Annotated in this window: 25 protein-coding genes; 1 reads left to right on the forward strand and 24 read right to left on the reverse strand. The window is 46.0% G+C overall.

What is annotated here, in order from left to right:
- Positions 1–153 precede the first annotated feature (153 nt).
- The 9 genes from J0X14_RS14155 to J0X14_RS14195 form a co-directional block, all read right to left on the reverse strand.
- A complete protein-coding gene (locus tag J0X14_RS14155; protein ID WP_207098446.1) occupies positions 154–564 on the reverse strand; it encodes a DUF5675 family protein in 411 nt (136 codons plus the stop codon).
- A gap of 1 nt (position 565) precedes the next feature.
- The gene (locus J0X14_RS14160) at positions 566–727 is read right to left on the reverse strand and encodes a hypothetical protein (RefSeq protein WP_207098447.1); all 162 of its coding nucleotides are present in this window, start codon (positions 725–727) and stop codon (positions 566–568) included.
- Positions 727–957 carry a hypothetical protein gene (locus J0X14_RS14165; RefSeq protein WP_207098448.1) on the reverse strand — a complete coding sequence of 77 codons (231 nt, stop codon included), beginning with the start codon at positions 955–957 and terminating at the stop codon, positions 727–729. The genes J0X14_RS14160 and J0X14_RS14165 overlap by 1 nt, the downstream gene beginning before the upstream one ends.
- Before the next feature lies 1 nt (position 958).
- On the reverse strand, positions 959–1,516 hold the full coding sequence (locus tag J0X14_RS14170; protein ID WP_207098449.1) for a hypothetical protein: 558 nt from the start codon (positions 1,514–1,516) through the stop codon (positions 959–961).
- Positions 1,516–3,285 (reverse strand): hypothetical protein, encoded by a 1,770-nt coding sequence (locus J0X14_RS14175; protein WP_207098450.1) that lies wholly within the window; start codon positions 3,283–3,285, stop codon positions 1,516–1,518. Before J0X14_RS14175 ends, J0X14_RS14170 begins: the two co-directional genes overlap by 1 nt.
- Before the next feature lie 3 nt (positions 3,286–3,288).
- The gene (locus tag J0X14_RS14180) at positions 3,289–3,834 is read right to left on the reverse strand and encodes a hypothetical protein (protein WP_207098451.1); all 546 of its coding nucleotides are present in this window, start codon (positions 3,832–3,834) and stop codon (positions 3,289–3,291) included.
- The gene (locus tag J0X14_RS14185; RefSeq protein ID WP_207098452.1) at positions 3,831–5,615 is read right to left on the reverse strand and encodes a hypothetical protein; all 1,785 of its coding nucleotides are present in this window, start codon (positions 5,613–5,615) and stop codon (positions 3,831–3,833) included. The genes J0X14_RS14180 and J0X14_RS14185 overlap by 4 nt, the downstream gene beginning before the upstream one ends.
- 86 nt (positions 5,616–5,701) lie before the next feature.
- Positions 5,702–5,998: a hypothetical protein gene (locus J0X14_RS14190; RefSeq protein ID WP_207098453.1), complete on the reverse strand. Its 297-nt coding sequence runs from the start codon at positions 5,996–5,998 to the stop codon at positions 5,702–5,704.
- Between the two features lie 11 nt (positions 5,999–6,009).
- Positions 6,010–6,501, reverse strand: coding sequence for an NUMOD4 domain-containing protein (locus J0X14_RS14195; protein ID WP_207098454.1), 492 nt, complete (start codon positions 6,499–6,501; stop codon positions 6,010–6,012).
- Between the two features lie 91 nt (positions 6,502–6,592).
- Between J0X14_RS14195 and J0X14_RS14200 the strand changes: the two genes are divergently transcribed.
- Entirely contained in the window at positions 6,593–6,826 is a 234-nt protein-coding gene (locus J0X14_RS14200) for a hypothetical protein (protein WP_207098455.1), read from the forward strand.
- Here the strand turns inward: J0X14_RS14200 and J0X14_RS14205 are convergent.
- The 15 genes from J0X14_RS14205 to J0X14_RS14270 all read right to left on the reverse strand — a co-directional run bounded on the left by J0X14_RS14205 (position 6,761) and on the right by J0X14_RS14270 (position 22,678).
- On the reverse strand, positions 6,761–8,890 hold the full coding sequence (locus J0X14_RS14205; RefSeq protein WP_207098456.1) for a hypothetical protein: 2,130 nt from the start codon (positions 8,888–8,890) through the stop codon (positions 6,761–6,763). The genes J0X14_RS14200 and J0X14_RS14205 overlap by 66 nt on opposite strands.
- Entirely contained in the window at positions 8,887–11,106 is a 2,220-nt protein-coding gene (locus J0X14_RS14210; RefSeq protein WP_207098457.1) for a hypothetical protein, read from the reverse strand. The genes J0X14_RS14205 and J0X14_RS14210 overlap by 4 nt, the downstream gene beginning before the upstream one ends.
- Complete coding sequence (locus J0X14_RS14215; protein ID WP_207098458.1) at positions 11,106–14,411, reverse strand: phage tail tape measure protein; 3,306 nt, start codon at positions 14,409–14,411, stop codon at positions 11,106–11,108. Before J0X14_RS14215 ends, J0X14_RS14210 begins: the two co-directional genes overlap by 1 nt.
- Positions 14,398–14,958, reverse strand: coding sequence for a hypothetical protein (locus tag J0X14_RS14220; protein ID WP_207098459.1), 561 nt, complete (start codon positions 14,956–14,958; stop codon positions 14,398–14,400). The genes J0X14_RS14215 and J0X14_RS14220 overlap by 14 nt, the downstream gene beginning before the upstream one ends.
- 79 nt (positions 14,959–15,037) lie before the next feature.
- The gene (locus J0X14_RS14225) at positions 15,038–15,274 is read right to left on the reverse strand and encodes a hypothetical protein (RefSeq protein WP_207098460.1); all 237 of its coding nucleotides are present in this window, start codon (positions 15,272–15,274) and stop codon (positions 15,038–15,040) included.
- Positions 15,275–15,324: 50 nt separating this feature from the next.
- On the reverse strand, positions 15,325–15,777 hold the full coding sequence (locus J0X14_RS14230) for a hypothetical protein (protein ID WP_207098461.1): 453 nt from the start codon (positions 15,775–15,777) through the stop codon (positions 15,325–15,327).
- Between the two features lie 132 nt (positions 15,778–15,909).
- The gene (locus J0X14_RS14235) at positions 15,910–16,800 is read right to left on the reverse strand and encodes a hypothetical protein (protein ID WP_207098462.1); all 891 of its coding nucleotides are present in this window, start codon (positions 16,798–16,800) and stop codon (positions 15,910–15,912) included.
- Positions 16,801–16,811: 11 nt separating this feature from the next.
- Positions 16,812–17,297, reverse strand: coding sequence for a hypothetical protein (locus J0X14_RS14240; RefSeq protein WP_207098463.1), 486 nt, complete (start codon positions 17,295–17,297; stop codon positions 16,812–16,814).
- On the reverse strand, positions 17,294–17,785 hold the full coding sequence (locus J0X14_RS14245; protein ID WP_207098464.1) for a hypothetical protein: 492 nt from the start codon (positions 17,783–17,785) through the stop codon (positions 17,294–17,296). The genes J0X14_RS14240 and J0X14_RS14245 overlap by 4 nt, the downstream gene beginning before the upstream one ends.
- A 62-nt stretch (positions 17,786–17,847) precedes the next feature.
- Complete coding sequence (locus J0X14_RS14250; RefSeq protein WP_207098465.1) at positions 17,848–18,063, reverse strand: hypothetical protein; 216 nt, start codon at positions 18,061–18,063, stop codon at positions 17,848–17,850.
- A 1-nt stretch (position 18,064) separates the two neighbouring features.
- Positions 18,065–19,603 (reverse strand): phage major capsid protein, encoded by a 1,539-nt coding sequence (locus J0X14_RS14255; protein WP_207098466.1) that lies wholly within the window; start codon positions 19,601–19,603, stop codon positions 18,065–18,067.
- Between the two features lie 11 nt (positions 19,604–19,614).
- A complete protein-coding gene (locus J0X14_RS14260; protein WP_207098467.1) occupies positions 19,615–20,457 on the reverse strand; it encodes a hypothetical protein in 843 nt (280 codons plus the stop codon).
- Complete coding sequence (locus tag J0X14_RS19135) at positions 20,420–20,542, reverse strand: hypothetical protein (RefSeq protein WP_262897104.1); 123 nt, start codon at positions 20,540–20,542, stop codon at positions 20,420–20,422. The genes J0X14_RS14260 and J0X14_RS19135 overlap by 38 nt, the downstream gene beginning before the upstream one ends.
- Positions 20,542–21,957: a phage portal protein gene (locus J0X14_RS14265; RefSeq protein WP_207098468.1), complete on the reverse strand. Its 1,416-nt coding sequence runs from the start codon at positions 21,955–21,957 to the stop codon at positions 20,542–20,544. Before J0X14_RS14265 ends, J0X14_RS19135 begins: the two co-directional genes overlap by 1 nt.
- A gap of 454 nt (positions 21,958–22,411) precedes the next feature.
- Entirely contained in the window at positions 22,412–22,678 is a 267-nt protein-coding gene (locus J0X14_RS14270; RefSeq protein WP_207098469.1) for a hypothetical protein, read from the reverse strand.
- Positions 22,679–22,933 lie beyond the last annotated feature (255 nt).

Below are 22,933 nucleotides of genomic sequence, written 5' to 3' on the forward strand. Positions count from 1 at the left end.
ATAGTCCTCTTTATTGGGGACTGGTGTAACTTTTGCCTTAAACTGCATAACGGTTCTCTGTCATTATCTCATCAATGGCTGTTTGTATTGCCATAGCCCCTTGTTCATCGCCCTCTTGGTAGGACTGCCATTTTATGTCCTCCAGTTCGTCTATCATAGGTCGATTATCGTAAGCTCAAATTCATCGAACGCAAAATCCAACAAAAGCCTCATGGTATACTTACTGCTGGTGACATCCATATACCCATCGTTGTTTATATCGTAATAGTCCTGTCCCACGAGAATACAGCCCCTTGTCTGTGTGTAATAGTTTCCCGCATGTATGAGGATAAGGCTGCGTCCGTCAACATCCGTGACGTGGTAATGTTGGCCGTACTTATCGCTTGTGCGTTTCTTACAAGTATATTTTCCCGAAGGAATCCTACTTACGTTCCGTTCGTTCCCTTCATCGGGCAGTTCAAGTGCCTTACAGGAAAAATCAAGCCCGTCACCATCGAACAGGAAAAGGTTGGACAATGTTTGCCTATCCTCGTGCGTATGCCGTATAAGAATGCCTTTTACCATATCATTTCTTTTTCCTTTCCTTGTTCCACTTCCAAATGATATAGAGCGTGGAAAGCGTTACGGGAATCCATCTTGCGGAATTGAAAAGTATGTCCCCGTTGTCAATCATGAACGATAACAGCGTGCCCAATAATCCAATCAATGCAATTCCCAACTTTTCCATTATTCCTCGTCCTTTAAGCCTTTCTTGGCCTTGATTATCTTCACTATTACATAAGGGGCGAACATCAATAGAAAACAGGCGACAAAGGCAAAGACCTCGACACTTGTATTTTCTGAAAGTGTGTCAGTAGCATACCTAAAGACCTGTATCCCCAAACCTACCGTACCTATCACTATCGCAACCTTTTCCCTAAAGGAGTAATCCCCCCATTGTTCTTTTATCTTCGTCATATCACTCTTTTTTATTGGTGTTCAGGTAGTGCATCACCGCAACCACCATTATAATCGTCTCGCCCCATCCAACACTCATGTGCCTAATCCAGAGCGCACATATAAAGTTGAAGACCGCAAGGTTCATCATTATCGAAAAGAACCATTTTCCAGCCCCTTTATAATACCTTATCACCTCGAAATATATCCCCGCCACCGCCAGTCCAGTAAAAAGTAAATGGAGGTTCGTTATCCATATCCCCACCCAATTGTCGAACATTTCAGTATAGGTGACGGGTGTCGCCAATACCAATCCAAAACATATTGCCGTGAACCTATTTAGATGTTCCAACCTTATATTCAGACCAATCTTATAGAAAACATCATATCTCCGTGGATGCTGCAACGCCCTTTCCCAAAACATGAACACCACGGGCAGCAATGTTATGACAAGTAAAAAACCAAGTGCAGTAAGTGCGTACTGCGACCAACTGCCCGCATAGTCCAGTGTTGCCATTGCCACTCCAAAGCAGATGGCGCAAAGCGCAAATACAACCGTTCTAAGCCTTGTCCCGTACATTACAAAGTTTCCTTTATCGTTGCAGTATCGGATGCCGTTCCTATCGTATAGGCATCGGTCATTGTCTGCAATGTTATTATCACCGTTTCATCTCCCTCAGAGGAAGGGTTCGTCCATTCATCGTTCCTTGGTACTACCGTTATCTCAAAGGTGCTCGCCCCTGCGGGTATCACAAAACCGCTCGGTAATCCGTGGTAATCGTCCCTGTTATCGGCAGTTCCGGAATAAGCCACCCTGAACGGAAGTGCATAGTCAACCTCGCTCGAAGTCCTTGTCACCGTGAACACAATATCGTTCTGGGTATCTTCCGCACCTATCGCTGTGGTCGCTTCTATACTGAGTGTAGTACTTGGTGGGGATGAGTCCATGTCCAATGATAACGTTACGTTCACATTGTTGCCCGAATCATAGGAGTCCTTATAGCTTATCGTGTTTGAGGTATAGTCCGTGATCCCCTTTATATTCCCCGTCACGTTCTTGAAAACATCGCCGCCTCCAAGGTCGCCAACATCAATTATATCATCATCCACATTGTTGTAGATGGTAAGGTTATCGAAGAAAAACCCCCCAAGGGTATTCTCATCGCTACAGGGCGCGCCTATCCTCCTGAACCTTATAGAGGCGGTGGTGGCCGTTGAGTTGGTATCGTACAGTACAACGTCCTCATAGGTGAACGAAGGCCCATCAGCTTCCATTATAGAGTAGATTCCAGGATAGGTTGAACCATCAATGAACACCCTTGTAAAATCCACCGTTCCCGTCATGTCGGAAGCACAGGTGAACCGTATCTCCCCTGTTCCCGTTGTCCAAGGGTTCTGGTGGTTCAGGCTCGCGTAACAGTCCTCTATGGTTATATCAAGTGCGTTCCCGTCACCGTCATAGTTGCCCCAAGCAAAATCAAGAAAGGCCGCATCATTGTCAATCATATCGATGTTCTTTACCAAGATATTATCGAATGTGCTGCTTGTCGGGTTTGGCTCAAAATCAAGACCGTCCCAAGGGCCGTTTGCTGCAGCCCCCACTCCGTTGGGCTGGGTTCCCTGCAATGAACATCCATTGACCTCCCCGTTTGCCCCACTTATGATACTGAGTGCCTGACGTGAGTTGTTGTCGGATACCAAATCCATCAACTTAAAGTTCGTCCATTCGTTCACATAGATACCATCACCCCCGGAATCTTCCAAGGTAAGCCCCCAAAGTTCCACATCGTTTCCATTATCGGCTATGAAAACGTGTGCGTGCTCGCCAGAGGTAAAATCCGTCTTTTCCATGTGGAGTGTCGCGCCGTAGCCATAAAACCGTAAATTATCGGCATCATCGAACCTGAAAAGGTCATCGGGGGAACCAGCTCCCCATTCCCCGTCCCCCTGTTGTAGGGTAAGGCCACTGTCAAACTGAAAATATAGGTCTGATACGTCAGAGACGTTTATAGGACTATCTATCTCCCAAGTTGAGCCGTTATCGGTGTCAAATTTCAGAACGACTGGTGTTCCGGGCGAATCATTGGCCGCTATCGCTGAATTTATCGCAGATGTCATGTCCCCTGCGCTCCATCCATAGGTCGCCGCAACATCGACTATGGTAAGCCCTGTGTAATCGGGTATCGCGGTTCTTGCCGCTCCCGGTGTCGGGCCTGATGGCGGAACGGTATAGGAAATCGATGAACTTGACACCCTTCCACTGCTTCCATAGACCTGTAACCTCTCCCCTGAACTTGTATAGAACTGGGAGAAACAGATAAATGGAACAAAGAAAAGTAAATACCTCATTTTTCAGTTTTTTGTAACGGTTATCGCGTCAATGAAAATATCAAAGCCGGAAACAGCCGTTGAAGGTGCCCTGAAATCCACAACAGGGTCGTCTTGGTCTGCCGTTCCCGTTACCGAGAAATCCACCCATGTATTGTCCGTGAAACCTGAATCGTTGACAGCGGAGTCCCATCCGTTTGCGGTTTCCAATCTTACCGTCCAGTTGCCCTGGTTCTCATATATCCTTCCCGATATGGTCACGTTGTCCCCGTTGTCCACATTTACCAATGTCAACGAGGCCACATCCAATGAAGCGGTTGCGTTACAGTCTATGTTAAGGGAGTACGTCCCATTGTCTGCCTGACCTGTTGAGCTTGTGATGTCTATGGTGGGGTCGCTACTCCAATTTGCCCCTACAGAATCAGTTTCATTGTTAGGGTCCGCAGCATCCTGCTCATTGTACACATAACTGGAAGCGCTTGCCTGTTGCTGGCTCGCCAATAAAAGGTCTGGAACCTGTGCATGGGAAAAAGCACATAACAAAAATGTTATATAGACAATGTTTCTCATTCCAAAGATGTATAGAAATAATAGACCGTATCGGCTATCACCTTTAATGTGAGCACTTGAAGCGTGTTTGCTTGGAATCCAGTTGTACCGGGTATCTCCGTAACGCCTGTGTCACTTGAAAAAGGCGCGGGTTCACTTGCAATATCTATCACAAGTTCGACCGTTGCCCCGTTCCTCACATCCGACCCCAATGTCCAAGTGGCGGTGTCAGTTGTCGAATCGTCCTTTTGGAGGTTGCTGTTAAGGGGTATTGTTGTCCCTGAAAAGGTTGGCGTTACATCACAGGTGGTGCAGAAAAAAACATCCCTGTCCTCTATGGTCGCCCCTGCCAAATCCGTATCGTCCCCAAGTCCGAACCTTGGGACAAGCCCGCTATCAGGGTGTATGGTGACCTTGACTGCCAATGAATCCCCGATTTCCTGACCCATTGCCTCTACAGTAGTTCCCGTGTAGTGTGCCCCTGAATCGGTTATGTTGACCTCGCTTGCAGTTTGGTCGTCCGTTCCGCCCGTTGCCAATGCATCCACCGCATCCGCTATCTCCTGTAGGGTGTCGTCATCGGTCGTGAGGTTTCCAACAAATCCGCTTGCATCTATGGTCTGTAACTGTGTGAGTGTCGCAAAATTGACATTTGAAGGGGTCGATGACTGTCTCCAAACAAAAAGGTCGGCCGCAGCGGGGGCTGACGTGGAAAGCGAAGCCTCTGAATAAAGAGATTGAAAAGCACTTGCCATTGTGTAGTTAAATGCTGCCCCTCCCGATGCCCATCCCAAAAGTCCATGCGTCCCATTGGCAATGTCAGCGACCGCAATACTAGCATTGGTTATCTCCGCACTCCCTATATTGGATATGGTGTTGTTGGCGGCATTCAATGTCTTGTTGGTCAATGTCTGTGAGCCTGTGAGCGTTGCTAAATTTGTTGCCCCTGTCACATTGTTACTGTCATCAATCGTGATCCCCGATGCCTGAACGCCTTTACTTGTCCCATCGGCCCTTATGAGCACATTGTCCGTTCCGAAGTTGGATGCCGCTGAAACATCACCGGAGCCGCCGCCTGTACTTGGCCCTGTGTATTGATAAGTCCAAACATTTGTTCCAGATACTGTCAATATACCAGTTGAGTTTGCTGGGGCGTTATATGCTACTCCATCGCCTAGATTTGCGCCATCAGGCCCTATTATGCTCACTCCTGAAACAGGGTCAAATGTAAGCGGGTCATCATCATTATTTATAACGGTAAATCTTGTGCCGTTTGGAAAAGCCTCATTTGAAAATGTATCTATTGTAAATGTTGATGCAGTTCCAGTATTTGATTTTATAAGAACATATTCTTTTAATGCATTCCCCTCTTCATAAATACTGTAATTCAATGTAATGGTGGCTCCGTCCAATATGTTGACAACGGCATTTTCCGCTGTTCCGCTCCCTGAATTTGCATCGACATACGCCTTCACGCTCTGTTGTGTGGGGACTTTTGTATCATCGTCCGAGGTCATGTCGTCCTCGTCTATTATATCGGAAGTGGGGATGTACGTCCCAAGATCGCTTATCTGGCTCTTCGTTATGGAAATCGCCGCCTCGTGCTGTGTAACATTGGTTTCCTGTACCCTTCCGTCCGCCAATACCCCAGAAGTGAGTTCGGATGCGTCGGTCGTTGCGCTTCCTCCCCCTGCTTCCCGCCATTCACCGTTCAGGTATACCCACTTTGAATTAGTGGTTGAGTTCGAGATTGTCTGTCCCTCAATAGGACTGGCTATGGCATTCATTTCCGTTGTGGTCATCGGCACATCGACATGCCCGTCCTCGAAATACTGTGCATTGGAAATAAATCCAACCAACAAGACCGCTATTAAAAATATCCTTTTCATTATATCACCCTGTATTTAAAGGTTATGTGCCCATCTGCCGTAGGGGGTGCGGTGGTGACCACCCCAAAGAACCATTTCCCTGAGTTGATGCCCGCTTTCTCACCGAACACGGAATCCCCTACCTTGATGTTGGGGTCGTTCACGTCTATCGCCACCCCGTTGGGGAAAACGTTCTCTATCACCTGTCTTTTTTGTGTGCCGGAAAGTGCAGTAATTGCCACCGTGCCCGACATTATTTGCTGAATCAATGATTGATTGTTCAGTATTATCGCCTTTTCTTCTGGGGTCGCTGCCAATTTTATCTTTTTTAAGTTTGTAATGGGGCTATGCCTTTCTTAACCCTTTCTAAATTCTTCTGGTATATGGCCACAGCCTCTGCTTTTGTCTTAAAAATGCCTAAATAGAAGTCTTTGCCATTAAATGAAATCGTGGACTGGTATTTTCCTGAAGAATGTTTTTGCCCACCAACAGAACCTTTTTTCTTCCTGTAATATCTTGCTACATTCTCTATAGCGGTCACATATCTCAGGTTAATTAGCCTATTGTCTTTTTTATTATTGTTTATATGGTCTACAACAATGAATTTACCTTTTGGTCTATCTAAAAATTCATTGGCGACAATTACATGTCCGTTTACTGTTTTAGGAATTTCATGACCATAAAGGATATAACTGTCATACCCTTTTCTATCTCGGGGCTTTAATATCACCTCTTTTCTGAATTTTATTGACTTCAACCTGCCCATGTTGGAAACTTGATAATCTCCTTCAAAACCAGTTATATTCCTCCAAATCTCCATATCTTCAAAATTAATTTATTTGGACTTAGACTAATTCCAAATTAGTTTTTAAACAGTTTTATTTCATATCTTTACAAGTCATTGACCTGTTATGATAGAACTCGTCCTTATTTTTCTTTTTATCCTCTCTGGAGGTGTTCTTGGTTACTTCCTTTTTACCTATGTTTTTGATCTGTTCACAAAACAGGAAGATGATTTTTACCGACCTTCCAAATACATCGATAACTCGGTTCACCACCACTACCACGACAACCGAACCTTATTCATCGACGGAGATAAAATCCTCAGAGACCGTAATGAATCCGCCTCCGATATTGACCCTTAACTTGTCGTCATAGGTTGGCGGTGCCCCTGGTTTTCCGGTTCCTCCGCCCCCAACAACTCCCGTACTGCTATTGAGTGCAAGTGAGTCAGGTTGAACCGCTGCATTGTTTCCGCCGTACGCATAATCACAGGTAAATGAGTACATATTGGATTCCCCCAATATCTCAGGCTCGACATCCTGTTTCTTTATCAAGTTTTCCCCGTTCACCTTGAAACCGTCCGTTTTACTGGCTATCAGGATTTGGTGAATTTCCCTTGCGCTGAGCTTTTGGAGTTCCAACCTATAGTGCTGATACAGTTCTTGGTCAAGTGAATAGGCCCTTGAATCTCCCTCCGATATTTCTGATGAATTGGGGAAAATCGGCCTGAATTTTCCCTTTATCCTTTTTTTGAACTTTACCCCTGAGAAAAAGACTATATCGCTTTGGTTCTTGGTGCTGCTCCATTCAATCAATAGGTCGTCCTTTTCAACTTCTTTAGCCTCAAGCAATTCACTTATCCATTTGTTCCCGTCGATTTCAGAAAAGGAAAACCCTTTTTCAATGGTCACCCTGCCCCTGACCATATTGTCAAATGGCACGTACACCTCGAACACATTGTAATCCTGTATGTTCCAGACCACTTGTACAAGTCCGCTGGTCGAGGATGCCGTATAGACGTCAATTACAAAATACCCCCGTTGTAATGTGGAATCATAGCCCAATTCAACAATCTCGTTCACTCCAAGTCCGTCTATTGTCACCAATTGGCCCTCCACTGCCCACGAAGGCAGGAACTGTGTATAATCGGATGCTCCTATGACCGTTGTTGTATCGGGTTCGTATTCGTTGCCACCGTCAAAATACACCGCTGTCCGACCGTCAAGCGGGAAAAGCTCGCAATCGACCTTCTCCTTGCTCCCTAGGTTTTCCTGTACCAATACTATGGAGAGGTCTTGTTTCGTTCCATTGGATTTATGTAGCGTTGCCACATGGTACGGATAACTTGACTTAAATTGAATCGGCTCAAAATCTGTTGGGTCGAAATATTGTACCACCCTATAATTGATGTCCGAAAGCTCACTTAATGATAGGGTGTTGTTGTAGTTGGGTCTTATATCTTTATCAAATGCAACGCACTCGGACATGATGATTGAGTTGCCCTTTGGAACATCAAAATATCTAGGGTTCTGCTCTTCGGTGGCATCCTGATAAGAAGTGACCTGTATGGTCTTGGTTACCTCACAATCATATTTGTCCTTGATGAACAGCTCGTAAAATCCGGGCAACACCCCTGCAAAGACATTGCTCGACTGGTAATTGCCCCCCGTCAATGTTCCCTGAACATCCAATGAGTATTCTATGGGCTCAGTGTTGGACACGGGATTTACCGACTCTATCAGGACATCCGATGAACCTATTCCCTGTGTTATCCTCTGCTTGAACTCTCCGGGCTTCAGTTTTCTGGGGACAATGACAGTCTTTGAGGTAACCAATCCATTCGAGTCAGTTACACTGAAAGACACCTGTCCCGATTCCCTTGTAACATCGACAAGCTCTTCAGTGCCGTCCCAAGCGGCATCTATTACCGTAGTCCCCTGTTTTAAAATATATGGAGATGTCCCTTCGGTCGCCGTCAATGAGTGCTCCACATTGGTACAGTCACCGTTCCCTGTAAGGTTTGCTGTTATAATAGGATTCAATACCGTTGTTGTGTTGTCAATGGTGAACCCATTCACTATCAGAACATTCCCTGAGTATGAACTTCCGGCCGAAAAGGTCCCTGTCTTTGCGGTTATGGTCACTTCGTTCCCGTCCACAGTTGCCCCAAGGTTCTTGACCCCTCCGACATCCTTATAGTCCCTGTTGAAGGACAGTCGATAATTGTTCGCCTGATCTTCGTCCTCCTCACTCATCCCGTCCACCCAAGCGACCTCTAAAAACCTTTTGTAAACCGAGATGCTGTCAAGGGTCAATGTCAATGGGATGTCCATGTTCCCATCATTGTGGATAATGGTCACACTGCCCCTGGTCAGTGGGCTGAAATCAAGTGCCTGTGTCTGGAATGTAAGTTTTATAGTGCTCATAGGAATGCCTCTACCAGTTTATGTTTTCCTTCTTTATTGGTATCGACCATGACCAATCTCATATATTCGATGCCAAGTCCCGTATCCACAGCAACCACCCCGAACCAATTGGGGATACCGCCCGTTTCACCCAATATCCTTTCTTCAAGCTCTTCGTCCACTTCAAGGTTAAAATCAACACTTACCGGACGTATCTTTGGAAGGTCGAGCCTTGAATGTGGTATGGGCGCGTCCTCCCTTAACAAGAGTTCGCCTGATTTTTTACTTTCAAATGAACTGTTGCAGTTGCTCGAATCAAAGTAGACGCTCTCTTGGCTGTGGTGGTAGAGCCCCACATTTATCTCGGATGAGTGGTTGAGAAAGAACCTTGCAGGGGTAAATTCAAGATTGAAGGCCGTATCGACCCTGTAGACGTTCTTTGGTGCGGACTCAAAAACATCTTGCCAAAGTTTTAAATAATACCCTGTTCCAACTTTTTTGCAGTCCAGCACCATTAGATCACTGTCATATTGTGTGTCAACATCCGGGAAATCGGAGTATGGTTTTCTCCTTGCAAGTTCAATATCTACATCCCCTAACCTATAAGGGCTTAATCTTTTGTATTCCGCCTCACTTTTATTGTTCACTGTTGACCAGCTGGCCCTTCCGGAAATTGACTGTAATCCGGCCACCTCTTCATACTTGCTGCCTCCCTTGTCACTTCCCAATATGATTGTTCGATAAAAATTGTCCTTCAACGCTTTACGTTTGACCTTTGATGAGGGCTGGATATAGGTGGTGGTCTTTTTACCATATTCATCCTCCTTTATGTCGGCGTACTTTATGCCAACGAAATTCTGTTGGGTATAGGTCAGAAGTTCCACCCGCATAACCTCCTTGTTGCCCTCTTTTTCCACCCACCATGCAATCGGTCTTATAGCGTACAGGTGCTCAAGAAAATCCTTCAATGATGTGATGAACTGTATCTTCCGCTCCTCATCAGTCCCCTCTTGGATGACATCAGGGAACCCCCTTGCCCAAAAACCGCTTGTGACGATATGTGACTCCCAAACTCCCCCTTCTTCCATTGTTGACGACCTAAAGGCATCAGTGGACCCGGTTAGCCTCGCGACCAATCTTTTGCCCAATGTTTTATAGGTCAGTCCGTTCAGACTTGTTGCTGGGTAAGTGGAATCCTCCCTTACCTCCAATTGAGTGTTTGAGTATTCATATTTTATACCGTCGGTCGTGTCGCTGAAGACCCCGAAAAGGATAAAATCCCCCTGTGATATGTTTAGTATGTAATCATTAAAGTCGTATTCCGCAGTATTACCAAGTGTCGCTGTACTGATGGTGTCAAGGTTTATCACCTCGCTCTTTGAGAATCCGCCCTCCGGTTTTTCTGTGTACCTGATAATATCTAGTGTCAATGTCCCTGAATGCGGCGTGCCAACTATTTCAAGCTGTATCCTTCCGTTAAGTGTAAGTACGGTGTTAAAATCAGCATTCCTGTACCAAAACCCACTGAAAACGTCAACCCCGACGTTCTGCGCCCATGTATCGCTTGCTATCCCCCACCTGACCTCAAATGCACTGTAAATGTCATCTGCGTCCGAGTTTACATCGATATTAAAGGGGACCGCTTTGGCTTCAGTGGTGTCGCCACCAGAAACAGGGTGGTTGACCCTTGTCCCGTCAGGAACGCTCATTTCGGTTATCCTGAGAATGTCCCTTCCGTCCACCGGAACGCTCACCCTCTGTAGTTCGCCAATATCCCCTCCGTTAACGGACTTATTGTAGATAAGGTCGATTTCGTCCGATTTCTTGGAGTCCAGAACCTTGTACATCCCACCTTGGGTCGCCTTTGTCTTTGCCGTACTGTCGTCATAGTCAAGTTCGCCCATGTCAAGGAATGTTTCTGAAATCGTCCTCCACCTTTCATCCAATCTATATTTTGATTTTATCCTCCTTCTAAGGAAAATGTCCTCTGCCACACCTTTTGATGCCAATTGTTTGATAAGGTTCTCCCTTCCAAGACCATAAAATTCAAGGTCATTTGATTTGGTCTTTAAAACCCCCTTGGAATCCTTGTCACGCTCATATATGTTCCGTATGCCGTCATCGTAGTTTATGGGCTCGGGAATTACAAGGGAATCCATTGTCCCTGCCTTTACCTGCGCCAACAGTGTCGGGGAGACAAGTTCGTATTCTACGTTATTTGAATATCCGGGGTCCATTAATATTGTGTGTAATTATCAAATCTTGTTTTAGGGAACTTTACTCCTTTAAAACCTTGCTTTATGCCCTCTCTGATTTCCCTTCGGATTCCCTCCGTGCTTATTGTTGAAGGTTCGGTGTGGACGGCCACCATCTGAATCCTTTCAGCGGTTTCATGGTTGAGCCTGTATGAAAGTCTTTTGAAAATATCGGATGATGGGTCTTTCAGTTCCCTGTTAAACGTGGTCATGCTCGGGACTATGATGTCACTGCTCCTCACATAATCCAATTGCATTCCCGCTTTATATGGGGTCACCCCGCCGTGCTTGTCGATTTTTATCTCACGTTGTCCGGGAAGTTCGTTCACCGTTGCCCACCCTTCGTAATTATCGGAAGGAGATTTCCCTTTAAAGAACTGTGGCAATGGCTGCGCGGCCACAAAGGCCGCCTGCGCCGCTCCAAGGGCGATAATACTTGGTATCACCAAAGGGCCTACCACTCCTGTTTGTGCAAGCACTTTGGCCACCGCCGCCGCTGTGTCTATCGCTATTTGGATGAGCACATTTTGGCGTTCCGCCTTAGCTTTTTTGTTCCGTATTTCTTTTTCTTTCTTATCAGCCACTTCCCTAGCCTTGATTTTTTCCTCCTCTGACAGGCTGTCATCTGAAAGTATTTGGTCGAGTCTTTCTTGGTTGGCCCTTATTTCATTTTCATATCTAATAAGTTGGTTGTCAAGTAGTAGGTTTGATACAGATTTAGCTGAGTTCACATAATCCTGTAATTCGACCTCTTTCCCTGAAATCAACCCTGTGAATGCATTTAGGTCCAGCCTATAATAATTACTGAAGGTGTCGAACAGTCCATCAAATATCTCCTTTTGATCCTCCGCTGATATTCTTGCAGCTTCGGTAATATCTTTGTACTTGTCGGCTATTCTTTGAAGCCCGTCATTTATCTCCTCAGTGTTTGGGGCCTCAATGGCATCAGCCCCAAACTGTACCGTTGAACCTTCCCCTAGTTCCGTTCCAGAAAGTGATTTTGCTATTTCCTCGGCTTCCCTTTTGAATTTATCTACCTCCTTAATCGTTGTTCCTTTTGAAAATATGGTCAAATCCACCCTGTTCAATTGGATAAGAGCCTCTTTCAGTTTGTTTACTTCATTTGTATATTGATTGATTTTTCTTTGGGAATCCACAATCTCATCTTGGGTGGTTGCCTGTGATTTCTGAAACTCCTGTTCCTTTGAGATCAATGCTTCATAATAGCCAATCGAGCCTTTTACGTAATTGGATAATTTATTGTTGGCATTGGCCACGTTCAGGATTGCATCCCTCTCCTTTTCCAATTCCTTTATCTTGTTTGAAATCGATTCAATTTGCTCACTATCTTCGGCTGTTAGGCCTTTTTGAGACTCACGCAGTCTTTTTATTTCCTCGTTCACGAACTCAAGGGTCCTTTTGAAATCATCCACCTCTTCCTTTTGTTTGGCCGGATTGGTGAAAATCGAGAAGCCGCTTCCCTCTGATAGCTTTTGCTGTTCTTCAGTAAGCGGGGCCAGTGAACCATGCATCTTTATATAGGCATCGGTCTGTGCCTGTATCGCAAGTGCGTTTTTCTGCCTTTCCTTGGTATCCTCTATGATTCTTTTGGTGGTCTCGGCGTACAGACCCTCACCGTCCTTTAAGAAAGGAAGGAAATTCTGCCATGTCCTTGAATAAATGTTCATGGAAATCCTCCACCTGTCAAATGCGGAGATACTGTCGTCCAGTGCGAACCTATAGTCGTCAATATTGGCGGTGACCTGTTCCAGTGCCTTTTTTAGGAAATTCCCAAGGACATTGTTGCCGTCCTCAAGGTTTAAAATGAACCCCTCCCATGCTGAGTTCAAGAGCGTCATCCTTCCCAACAGGGAATCAAGTTTTGTCTCGGTCAGTTCATCAAGTTCATCTTCGACATCCACGATGGCATTCCTTAGCTCCCTTACAGATTCCGCATTGGTCAAAAATGTCTTGAAGGCTGCGACACTGCGCGCGTTGGTAAGTTCAAAAGCTGTGGCAAGGTCAATTCCGCCCTCTTCAAGTAGTTTGAACTTATCTATCAAATCGTCAAAATCCTCCGCTGGACCGCCCAATTCTTTTGAAAGTGCCCCGTTGGCATCCGCCAATTGTAGGAATATCTGTCTAAGAGATGTTCCCGCTATACTGGCCTCGAACCCTGCGTTCTGAAGTGACCCTAATAAAGCAACGGTATCCTCCAGTGTGAATCCAAATGATTTTGCCACTGCGGAAACTTTTGGAAGGGAAACCTCCAATGTATCGAATGATGATGCCGATTTTGTGGTCGATACAGCGAGTGCCGCAGATACCCTGTTTGCCTCGCTTGCATCCAAATTAAACCCCCGAATGGCTGCCCCTGCCAATTTTGCCGCGCGTGCAGCATCCACCCCGGTCGCTATCGCTAAATTCTCGACTCCCTGTGCCGCCGCAAGTATCTGTTCGTCATTGAAACCGAGCTTTGCAAGTTCTAACTGTAACTGTGCCACCTGTGTCGCGGTGAACGCTGTGGTCGCCCCGAGTTCTTTTGCCTGGGCGGTCAATAAGGTTATCTCGCTCCTTGACCTTCCCAATATAGCCGCTAGGTCAGCTTGCGCTTGGTCAAACTCCGCGACTGTCCTTCCGGCCTTTCTTATTATGTCGGCAAAAATGATTATGCCGCTCGTGAACCCAAAAGCCCCTGCCAATGCCCTCAGTCCTCGTGCCGCGGACAACATTGTCCTTGGATAGTTACCAACATTACGGTTGAACTGTCCAGCAAGTGCGTCGACTTTTTTAAGGTTCCTATCAAGTTCCCTTACCCGTGTTCCCAATGCCCTGAACTCATTGGCCTGTTGCCGGGTAAGTTTGACTCCATTTAATTGCTGTACGGCAAGGCTTTTATATTTGTCTCGTAAATCATTTAAGAGCCTACTTTCTTGTCTGTAGGCACTGTTCAAAGATTTAATTTGTGATAGGTTGGTGCTTTTTGCTCCAGAAGCTGATTTTTGAGCTGCATTAGTGGCCTTGATAGCTCTCTGAACTGCTGCTTCGGCGTTCGCCTCCTCTTTTTTGAGCTTTGCAAGTTTGGTGCTTATCTCAATGGCCTCCTTGTCGAGTTTGTTGCGGGTCTGGAGTACGTCGTTGGCCTGTCTGGGGGTGGTTATCTTCTGCGCCGCCTTTGCCAGTTCATTGTAGGTCGCCAGAATCTTGCGAAGGTTCTTGTCGAGCGTTACGACCTGTTCCTGCGCCTTGGGTGATACAACCTCCGTTATCCTGTCATTTTGCGCCATTTGCCTTGCGTTGTGCGACCTTGCTATAGGCATCGTACTGCCCACAGGTCAATTTTTCAAAATCATTGATGGGGAATCCGAACAGTGTCAGTGAGGCTATCGCTTCATTGAGTTTTGCGATGTTTATTTCCTCCGATTCCCTCGCCTCTTCAATTTCATCCTCGATGAGCTTGAGGCGTGCATTTGATATTTCAAGTTTTTGCTTCCCCTTATCTATCTCAAGGGTCAGATATTCTATTCTTTCCTTAACAGTTGGTTTCCAAGGTATTTTCAGTTCCTTGTACAACTGCTCTAAATTTTCCGGTTCTGTGAGCAGATACCTCAAAAGGGTGATGTCCCTGTTGGCCCTGATGCTCTCGGATAGGACTTTTTTATACGCCTGCACCAATCTTCTTTCCCTTGGGCTGGGGTGCCTCTCACGGTATTCCGCCTTGATGGATTCCCAAATCTTTTCGTTCTCGTCCTTGGATTTTCCAATCAATGATACATTGCCCTCATCCTGTAGTATCCTGAAAAAAAGTTTGAACGGAAAAGTGTCGTAATCCACTGGTTTTTATTATCTTTAAGAACATTTTTATGAAGCCCTTTTGGGTTGAACAGCCCCCTTTCCAACGAGGGGGTTTTTGTTAAGGCCTGTTGAGTGTTTCAAATGTTTCCCCTCTAGATGTCATGATGTATGCGTGTTCATCCTTGTGGACGGCAAGACCGTCCTTTGTAGTGGAATCATAGTTGCCTACTACCCTGAGCTTTATCCCGATTTTTTCATCTTCCTTGCTTGGTTGCAAGACTGAATAACAATCCCCTAAGTAAATCTGCAAACGGTCAATTTTCCCCTTGTCCTTGAATGTTCTCAATGTGTACATAACTCTATATATTTATATGTTGCCTACTCTGGTGCGTTTTCGGCTTCCCGCTATAGTTTTGCCCTGTTCCTAAATTCTTTCATGAATGCAGGCTGTAATTTTGTTCTAAGAAATTCAATCCATTGTTCGTCCGTATACCCCATCAGGTCGTCATATTTGGATGTAAGGAGTTCCTGCTTTGAATCCTTGCTTATAAAGACAGCTTCCTTTGGTTTAAAAAGGAGTTCCATTCCCTTGAAGAAATCCCCACTGTCCTGAAAGTTGTATGGCTGACCGAACTTCTTGGGTTTTATCGGGTTCTTGGACTTTGATATTATCTCTGTTGAAAAGGAATATGTCCCGATTACCTTTCCTGAGGTGTCAAGTCCTTTATCAAGCCTCTCCTTCTGCAGCTTTATCAGTACCTCCCTCAGCTTCTTGAGTTCCTGGAACGCTATCGTCTCTAGAACTGATTTTTTTGTCAGCGGACTTATCCTTTTTTGGACTTGGAGAACTGTTGCCATGTAGTTCGTTATAGACTTCCTTGGCCTCCTTCTTGGTGGCCTTGAAGCGTTTTCTGAGTTCCTCTATAAAGTCCCCCTCCGACATCTTCTTGAAGTCGGGGGAGAACTCATATCCATTTACCTTAATTCCCATTAAGTACTTGCTTTATACTGGTCTGAAACATAATTGATGCTCGATACGGTCTGTACCCCATAGATTTCCGCATACGCCACTGTTTCCGCTGTGGTGATGTCCACTGAATAGACCCCCGTACTTCCGGTCTCGGGCATCGATACCGTTGCCAGTTCCGCGCCGTTCGCATCCTTGAATATCAGGTGCGAAGTGGTAAGACCGCTCAATGCAACGTTCGTGCAGTCCTTGGTGGCGGTAAGTGTGAAGGTCAGGTTGGACCCGTCACTTGCCACAGAACTTATCGCAAACTCAGCGTTGTAGATCTGGTCAACTTGGCTGAACTCAAAATCAATGCTGTCCTCGAAAATATCCTTGTCATCGTCGAAAGGTGTCTCAAAGGTCACGTCGATGGGAGTGAATCCGGGTGCGTCCGCAGTGGCCGCTGTCCTCAGCCCAACATCGAACTGTGTGGTCTTGAACCCCCTTACCGTTCCATCGTCCTCCAATCTTGCTTTTAGGTAACCTTTCGAGGTTCGCATGAACAGTCGCCCGTTCTGCGCATCGAACGAAAGAAGGGCGGCGTGTGTACATGCACACTCCACCAATCTGTACTGTCGCACACGCTTGGCGTTGGCTGTCTTCAATCTTAAATTTCCATTTGGGGACTCATAGTACGTAGGCTCGGTATCGTTGGAATCAAATTCCTCTATCACCCCTATGTAGTATAGGTTCCCAGCTGCAACGGCAGTGTTCCAATCGGCCAGTGTGGTGGCCGAATCCTTATCAGCGAAACTGAAGTCGTTGGGCGACCAAAAAAGTTCCTGCTCCGCACCCGATTGCGCTTTGCTTGCCCTTGCGGTCCCTTTCAGCCTTCCGGCCTCTTCAGCATCACATACTGTTGAATAACTCATTTCTTATTTTTTTAACAATTATTGTTCTCGTAAAATCTTGCCGTGAAGCTCACCTTGTAAACATCCCATATCTCCTGTGCGGCATTTGATTTTTTACCGTCCACGGAGTAATTGGGAAATTTCTCAAAGACCTCACTGCCCTTTTCTATAACTATGTTCTGCGATAGGTTGGACGCTGATTCAAAGGCTTCCCAAAACGGTATCAGCACAACCTTATAGGCCTTTTCCATCCGGTCGGTGTTCAATAGCTCCCTGGTTTCCCTTGTACAGAAAGCGATCTCGGCATCCCTTACATAGCCGTCCAGTGTCCTGGTATCAGGTTTGGATACGCACCATGCCAGTGGTGTGCCGTTTTCCTTGAACTCCTTCAGGAACCTAGGGAGGTCATCTTGTGTCCCCCAATAGGATCTTGGCTGTCTCTCTATCCCGTCATTGAACCCAGATATCGGGTCAAGTCCGTTGACCAATCCCGACACTATGTCCTCGAACTGTATCATATCCCGAACCTGTTGACGTTCCCATAACACTTGAAGGCCCCTATTGGAAAATCACTTTCCCTATCCTCTAAAAACTGCCTCAAAGACCGTCTAACCGTGTTCTCGCCCTGGTACATGTTGATGAAATTCGACCAAGCGGTAACGTATTTTTCCGTGTAGCTTGCCCTTACGGCGTTCTCCACGGCGTTGCGCTTCATTCCCGTTGTGGAGTAGTCAATCTCATCCTGTCTCAGGTACATGCAATAGATATAGTGGGCCAATAGCCCGTCCTTTGCATTGCCCTTTAATCCGTCCCATCTATAGGATTCCCCGTCAACGGCATAATCAGAGCCGTTCACAAGGTCCTTCCATTTCTGGGCGGCACTTTCAAGGTCTCCCATTGCCGTCTCAAGCCCGTTGTAGAGTTCAACCCCTAGGGCGTCCAACAACAATTGACGTTCATACCTCGTAATCACCGTGTCAAGGTTATTGGTACTTACACTTCCCACGTTGCCATCATTGGCATTCGGGATGTACAGCTCACCGTTTATGAAGTATGTCTTGTCAATTATCACTTTTTGCCCTTTGGTTTATCCGAACCACTTTTTGCCCTTTGGTTTTCGGGCTTTGCCTCTGGCTTTTCAGCTTTTGGCTTTGGTTCATTTTTGGGTTTTTCCTCTTTATCGCCAAAAGAGAATGAAAGGGCATATTTGGAGGCCCTTGTGCGGTTTTCGCGCACTATGACCTCCAATTGCCTTTTATCCCCTTCAATTATCAACTTCGCCATATTATGGGGTTTCCAATGCGGCCTTACCAGTTGTAAAGTCGCCTGTTACGAACATGTATTTGTTGTAGATCGGGAAAAGCACCTCCTCTTGGATTATAGCCTCCACACTGTTCTTCAACTTCTCCTGTGTGCTCTCTGAAAACTCAAGTACAAGCTCGGAGAACTGCCCAAGCGCTGCGGCCATTGCCCAATCACCCACAACGAACTTGCCTGCGGGCATTGCCGTGGTCTCGACCACTGGAACGCCTCCGATGGTGAGCACACCGTTCTCCAAACGCTGGACATCGATATAGTGCTCATCGGTTCCCTTAAGGGTCTCAATCTTGGTCGCATCCACAGGGTTCAATACAAAACCGTTGGCGGTATATTCCTGAACGGTGACCAAGGTCTTGGCCACTTTCAACACGTCAATTTCCTGTGCGGCATCAATGGCGTCCTTGAATGGACTTGAAACCGTGAACGTCCATGCGGATGTATCGGCCTCCGTTACATAGGTAAGGTCGATTACAATCTGTTTTGGACTAAGCACGAGTGCCTTATGGGCCGCGTTGTAAGTGGATTCCGTCGCGTTCGCAATGGTGATCGTGGCTCCATTGTCGATGTTCTGGTTCGCGGCAAAGGTGATGAGTGCCTTGGCTCCTCCATCATAGGTGGCCACTGAAGCGACCGCTCCTGCAGTTCCCGTAATGGCTGTGTCGATGAGCGTTGCAAAATCGCTTGCCACTTTGAAGATTCCCGTTACATTGTTCCCGGCACCATCACCGTGCAACAATTGGAAATCCTCATAATAACGTACCTGTGCGGGCAATCTCTGCGCCAAATGGTTCACCACGAAAGCGGCGGACTTTATCATTCGCTTTGAAATGGCCACGTGCGTCCCGATACGCTTGGCATCAACGGTGGCCTCGCGAACCTTAAAGGATGATTCCGCCAGTTCGCCGTTCTCAGTGTTGACACCTACCTGTCTGTCCCAATCATATACTTCGATAAAGGCCAGATAGGGAAGGTCAGCGGGCATAACGGTCAAAAGGTCACGGATGTTCAACCGCGTCACCTGTGGATGGTCGACCACTCGTTGGTCACGTGATGTGATGTGCACCAAGGATGTTCCGGTATAGTCATCGGTAACGGAAACCGCCTTCAAGCTGAAGGATGCCTTCTTTTTACCGTTCGATTCAACGAAATCCTTGAAATCGTCACTTTTTACGACCTCTTCCAATTTGGATTTAAGGGAATTTCCCTTTCCGGTGTTACCACCGTCCTTCATTTTGCTGATCTCCGTTCCCTGTGCCTTCAATTTTTCCTCATAGCCCTCCAAGGTCTCTTGGAATTTTTTGTAGGTCTCTGGGTCAAAGTTTTCCAGTTTCTTGGAAATCTCCTCAAACTTGGTGTCGAACTCCTCCTTGGACATCTGCCCGGTCTTGCTCTCCACCATCAGATTCTTGAACTCTTCCTTGAAAGAGTCGATCTGCTCCTTGTTCTGCTCCTTTATCTTGGCCAACAAGGCTTCTTCCTGTTCTTTTTTCTCTTTTTCAGTCATTTTAATGTTTATTAAATCTGTGCTGCCAGGCTCGCGTAGTCAAGAGTGTTTTCCAACGGCTCCATTTGGGTGTCCTCGGACGGCCCGTTCTTCCCTGTGCTCTGCACGGTCGTTAATTCATTTGCGCCATAGAGCACCGCTGAGTACTCCAATAGCTTTATTTCGGTGACGGCCCAGAAATATCCGCGGCCATCAACTTTGTCCTTGTTTATGATGAACTTGTAGTACTTGTCCCAATTTTCCTTCTCGAACTGATATTCGTCCTCATCGGAGTTCATGCACAGGTATATCTTTATGTACCGAAGCCCTATGCTGTGCTGTTTCACCTCGTCGTCACTGTACAGGTGGTAACATTTGGCATCATATTTCCTCCGTACGGTTGATGAGCCGATAAGGGCCTGTCCCTGTGTGAGGTCGGATTCGATGTTGAACATGGATAGGTCTACCCATTTTGATGACATGTTGACGTTGCCTCCTATTATCGCATCGGTGGTGTAGTCATGGTTCTTCAGGTGGTATATGAGCTGTTTGTTGCTGGCCCCTTTCTCACGGATGGTCTTTGCCCAACAATCCGGGATCAGAACGTCCATGTAACTGTCGCACCACCCGGCCATGTTCGCTATCGCGTCCACCTGTATCTCATCTTCCCCTAAATCTTCCTTGACCACTTTTGATTTGGTCACGGACTTCCCTAAAAAGGAAAGATCCTTGGCGCGAAGCTCAAGGCATCCATAATCAAAATTGTCACTGGTCACCTGTGCAGAGCACTTCTGCGCCATTAATAGGTCCTTGTTCGCCTTTAAGTGTGCGAACAGTTTATTCCTGTCCTTGATGTCGGGGTCGCTCACTCTCATTTTTTAGGATTATTTGTCCCTTTTCAGTGGCCTTGCGCTTCTCACCGTCCAGTTCCTTGATTTTTTTAAGTTTTTCCTTTTCCATCAGTTCAAAAGTTTTTTAAGGGCGTTCTTCTCAGCCTCTTCTTTTGATATTTCACTCTTCAACACTCCGATTGCACGGAGCATGTTCTCTTCCAGTTCCCAAATGTGCTTTTCACCTATTTTCGGATTGTTGGGAAGTCCTATGGCGTTCAGGTAATCGTTATAGGTTATCGCCCCTATCCTGAATGCCGCCAATGCCGTTTCTTGGTTCGTCCTTCGGGTCTCTGCCTCCTCTTTTTTGTTTTCTTGTAGGATATTTAGGTGGTCATAGGTGCCCAACAGTTCGATACCGTGCTCCTTAGTGTTCAAAAAGTTGTTGAGTGCCACCATGAAGTCCTTTGATTCAGGTATGATGGTCGAGTCGTAGAGCCTTTTTTCGCTTGCGTCAAGATTGTTGAAGGTGCTGCCCTTCAGGTAGTATTTTGCCAATAGTTCCGGCACCCCGAAAGAGTTTGAAATAGCGATTGCGTCCGCCTCAATTTCCTCGAACAGCATCAAATCCTTGACCTTCATCGCAGTTGATTGCCATTTCAATGGATGTGAGGTGATTATCTGTTGCCATTGGTCGTCCAATAGTCCGTACTTCTTGAAATCCTCCTGAACCTGTTCCTTTTCCTCATCACGGAGCGGAACGCTGCCCATTGCCTCGTCCTTCTTATCGGATGTCCACGCCCCGAGAGCTCCACGTTTTCTGATGAGCACGTTACGGCTCTCAAATGCTTTATCTATATTGGTTATGGGCGCTGCCAGTGCCACCAGTTCCGATGCTCCTTGCGTAAAATTCTCGTTGTGGAGTATGTTCACGTTGTTGGTGTGCATCACCGTTGAAACTGGAAGGGACTCGTGTTTCCCATTCTGCTTTTCCAGACGGTATTCCTTGATTATTTCGGATTTTTCGGTAGCGGAAAGCCATTTTCCAGTTAGCACGGGTGTCACGCAGTAAGGGGGAAGGTTGTTCATCACATTGATGTCCCGATAGGTGAACCTTCCCTTTTCATAGCCGATGGGAACAGATGCATGGACATACCCGTTGCCAAAGACCTCACGGTTCACCTTGTGCTGTCTCAACCATTCGTATGTCGATTGTAGGGGGTTTGGTGAGGAAAGAAGGGACTGAAGCTTTCCCTTGTCGGAAGTATATTCCTCCAATGGAAGTATCTCACCACTTTTTAGATCCTTGACCGAGAACTTTATATTGGCGAATGCCTCGGCCTTGATATTGATTATGGCCTGTACCACTGGATTTTCTTGGTAGCAGTCCAATAGATATTTCATTGTGGAGAGGTCGCGCCAAACGGGGAGCCCGTCGTTTATGATGAGTTGTGAGGATGTGGGAATGCCGGACAAAGAGCGAAGTGTATCACTGATTGTCCATTTGCCCCAAAAAGAATTTCCTATCCTTATACCGAATGCCATTAAAAAAACCCTCTGTTTAAAGCCTTACGGTGCCAGGGAGGGTTTTCTTTTGTCCATCAAGTAAAAATGCCCACCTGTAACTCCCGTAAAGGGATTACTGATGGACACTTACAAAAATAAGGTATTTTTACTTAGACTAATTCCAAATTAGAAGTGTTTTAGCGATTTTTGGTTATGTATTGTTAACACCTTGTCCATTTAATAGGTTTTCTTTTTGAAGACGCCTATTTCGACAATTATCACATTCCGTTACCTTAAGTCTTAGGTTTCCATGTGGTGATTCGTAATAATTACATTTGCAGGTAAGGTTTGTCCTCAACCTCTCTAGATATATTTTGTTGGCTTTTCTCATTTTTACAGTAATCACATTCCATTATAAAATCTTTATCACATAAATCAGGCGTATCACCAATGTCTAAACTAACCGATATTCCACATTTATCACATTCTATATTCATACCTTCTCTTTTACAGCTTTCCCCATCATCGCTATGGATTTGCCCAGTTCCTCGACTGTAATCCCTGCTCTTGATATTGTTTTGGAAGATTCAGCAACCTTCTCCAATAGTTTCTCGTTTGAAAGATGGTAGGTATTGCATCCAAATAGCAATGCGGTCGCCCTGAACCTTGCAATGGTCAGTCTTTTTCTTTCCTCTTTGTTCAAGAGTTTAATAGGCGTGTGTACCGCCAACCAATACCTGATATGCCTAAGTTTTTTCATTTGCCTTCTCTTTTATGGTCAGTTCCTCTCCTGTCAATGCGAAATACAGGTTTTGGAGTTGGTGGACGTGCTTCACCGTTGAAATTAAATTCTCTCTGTTCATCTCATTTACAAATCCCCACTCTCCATTGAAAAACCGAGGCAAATAAATTAAATAAGTCCAAGCCCTCTAGCGGATTGCCTAGCGACTTCCATAATTCCTGCTTCATCTAGTCCTTCAATTGGTTCTGTTTGAGCAGTCAGCCACCCTATATT

This window comes from Allomuricauda sp. CAU 1633 (assembly GCF_017313225.1).
In the GTDB taxonomy this organism is placed as follows: domain Bacteria; phylum Bacteroidota; class Bacteroidia; order Flavobacteriales; family Flavobacteriaceae; genus Flagellimonas.